Genomic DNA, 2,652 nt, shown 5'->3' with positions numbered 1-2,652 from the left:
ATCACATAAGATCTTTTTTTTTTTTTTTGTTGTTTTTTGTTTTTTTAATACATCCTGGCGCGTGGGCGCCCCACCTTATATCTCCGTCACCGCGGGGGGCCCCCCCCAAAAACCCCCGCCCCCCCCCCCTCGGCCGTACGACATGCGTCACACGGCGTGACGAACGGCTACCGTCAGGCAGCCGCACCGCCGCGGCCGCCCATGAGGCGCGGCAGGATACGGAAGCCGATACCGCCGGCGATCATCGTGGCGGCGCCGACCAGCAGGAACGTGGTCTGCGCGGCACCCGTCTCGGCGAGCTCGTCGCCGCCGCCCTGGGCGGAGGTGCTGGTGCCCGTGCCGGTGCCGTTGGTCTCGGTGCCGGTGTCGGTCAGGGAAGAGGAGCCCTCCTCCTGCGGGGACGTGCCACCGTCGGGGTCGGTGTTGTTGTTACCGCCGCCGTTGTTGCCGTTCCCGTTCCCGTTCCCGTTCCCGTTGCCATTGCCGTTCCCGTTGTCGTCACCCGGGTCGGTCGGCTCGTCGGTGGGCTCCGACGGCTCGGTCGGCTCCAGGGTCGGCTCCGTCGGGTCCGTGGGCTCGTCGGTCGGGATGCCCGGGTCCGTCGGGATGTCCGTGGGGATGTCGGTCGGCGGGTCGGTCGGAACCGGCGGCTCGGTCGGGTCCTCGGGCGCGCAGAAAAGACCGAGCACGCAGCCGTCGTCCGCCTCGGCGGCAGATGCGGCACCCGCAGCGGTCAGCGAGGCACCAGCCGCGATCACGGCACCGGCCGCGACCCGCGCGATGCGGATCCGCGTCTTCTTCGTCATGTGGTTGCTACCCCCAGTAGCTGAATTCGTCAGTGAGGCGGCGCTCGGGGGCCGTGATCGACGGGGACAGCTGAACTTGAGCCCCCCGGTTCACATGCGCCCCAGAGATACGCATGCCACGCTTTACCCTTCCCATTTTCCAAAGACACGTCAAGGCCGTTTGCGACCGCCATGTCCAAATACGGGAGCTATGCCATGGGTTGGAGTCTGTGAGTGTGATGTAAAACCCAGACATGCGGGTACACAAAAGGCAACTGCCGCCGAGGTGGCGGCAGTTGCCTTGTCGACAAAGCAACGAAGTTGCCGGTCCTTCTCCGGTTGCTTCTCCTGCTACTTCTCCTGCTGCTTGCGCCAGCGAATTCCGGCTTCCAGGAACCCGTCGATCTCACCGTTGAACACGGCCTCGGGGTTGCCCACTTCGAACTCGGTGCGCAGGTCCTTGACCATCTGGTACGGGTGCACCACGTAGGACCGCATCTGGTTGCCCCAGGAGTTGCCGCCGTCGCCCTTGAGGGCGTCCATCTTGGCCTGCTCCTCCTGCCGGCGCCGCTCAAGCAGCTTCGCCTGGAGGACGTTCATGGCGGTGGCCTTGTTCTGGATCTGCGACCGCTCGTTCTGACAGGAGACGACGATGCCGGTGGGGAGGTGGGTGAGGCGCACCGCGGAGTCGGTGGTGTTCACGCCCTGGCCGCCGGGCCCGGAGGAGCGGTAGACGTCCACGCGCAGCTCGGACTCGTCGATCTCGATGTGGTCGGTCTGCTCGACCACGGGCAGCACCTCGACACCCGCGAAGGAGGTCTGGCGGCGGCCCTGGTTGTCGAAGGGCGAGATGCGCACGAGGCGGTGAGTGCCCTGCTCGACCGAGAGGGTGCCGTAGGCGTACGGCGCCTGCACGGCGAAGGTGGTCGACTTGATGCCGGCCTCTTCGGCGTACGACGTCTCGTAGATCTCGGTCTTGTAGCCCTTCTGCTCCGCCCAGCGCAGGTACATCCGCTGGAGCTTCTCGGCGAAGTCCGCGGCGTCGACGCCGCCGGCCTCGGCGCGGATGTTGACGAGCGCCTCACGGGCGTCGTACTCACCGCTGAGCAGCGTCCGGACCTCCATCTCGTCCAGTGCCTTGCGGACGGCGGCGAGCTCGGACTCGGCCTCGGCACGGGTGTCCGGGTCGTCCTCCTCCTCGGCCATCTCGAAGAGCACGGCGAGATCGTCGATCCGCCCGCGCAACGCCTCGGCCTTCCTGACCTCGGCCTGCAGGTGGCTCAGCTTGCTGGTGATCTTCTGCGCCTCGTCCGGGTTGTCCCACAGGGACGGCGCGGCCGCCTGCTCCTCTAGAGCGGCGATGTCTGCCCTCAGCTTGTCGAGGTCCAGAACGGCCTCGATCGACTCCATGGTCGAGGAGAGGGACTTGAGCTCTTCGGATACATCGACGACTGCCACGCCTCCAGCGTAACGGCTCCGCCAAGCGGGGAGGATCCAGACGCCGGTCCGCGCCCTTCGGTCCGCCTGGCCAGCCAGTCCGGTCAGCCCGCCCGGCGCCCGAGGACCAGCCCACACCATCCCGAGCCCCCCCGGAGAGGGCTGCACCCCGCATCACCCAGCCCGCCCGGAACACCCAGCCCGTCCGCATCACCCAGCCCGCCCGGAACACCCAGCCCGTCCGCATCACCCAGCCCGTCCGGATCATCCAGCCCGTCCGGCGTTTGAGGACAAGGCCCGTTCAGGGCCGGAGCGGGGGTCTGGGGGCGGCAGCCCCCAGAAGGCCTCGGGGTCGAAGTGGGCGTTTCCCGGGGTTTTGGGAGGGGATGGGGGGGGGGGGGGGGGGAAAATCTGGGGGTCCGGGTGCCGG

At 67.7% G+C, this 2,652-nt stretch carries 2 protein-coding genes; both read right to left on the bottom strand.

Annotation, left to right across the window (positions count from 1 at the left end):
- Nucleotides 1-173: 173 nt before the first annotated feature.
- Nucleotides 174-806: an LPXTG cell wall anchor domain-containing protein gene (locus ACFWYS_RS32420; RefSeq protein WP_384776471.1), complete on the bottom strand. Its 633-nt coding sequence runs from the start codon at nt 804-806 to the stop codon at nt 174-176.
- A gap of 330 nt (nt 807-1,136) precedes the next feature.
- Nucleotides 1,137-2,243: a peptide chain release factor 2 gene (prfB, locus tag ACFWYS_RS32415; RefSeq protein WP_384776469.1), complete on the bottom strand. Its 1,107-nt coding sequence runs from the start codon at nt 2,241-2,243 to the stop codon at nt 1,137-1,139.
- Nucleotides 2,244-2,652: the final 409 nt, after the last annotated feature.

Source organism: Streptomyces sp. NPDC059010 (genome assembly GCF_042740355.1).
Classification (GTDB): Bacteria; Actinomycetota; Actinomycetes; order Streptomycetales; family Streptomycetaceae; genus Streptomyces.
The sequence above is the reverse complement of the archived record's forward strand: the minus strand, read 5'-3'. Positions and strand labels throughout refer to the sequence as shown.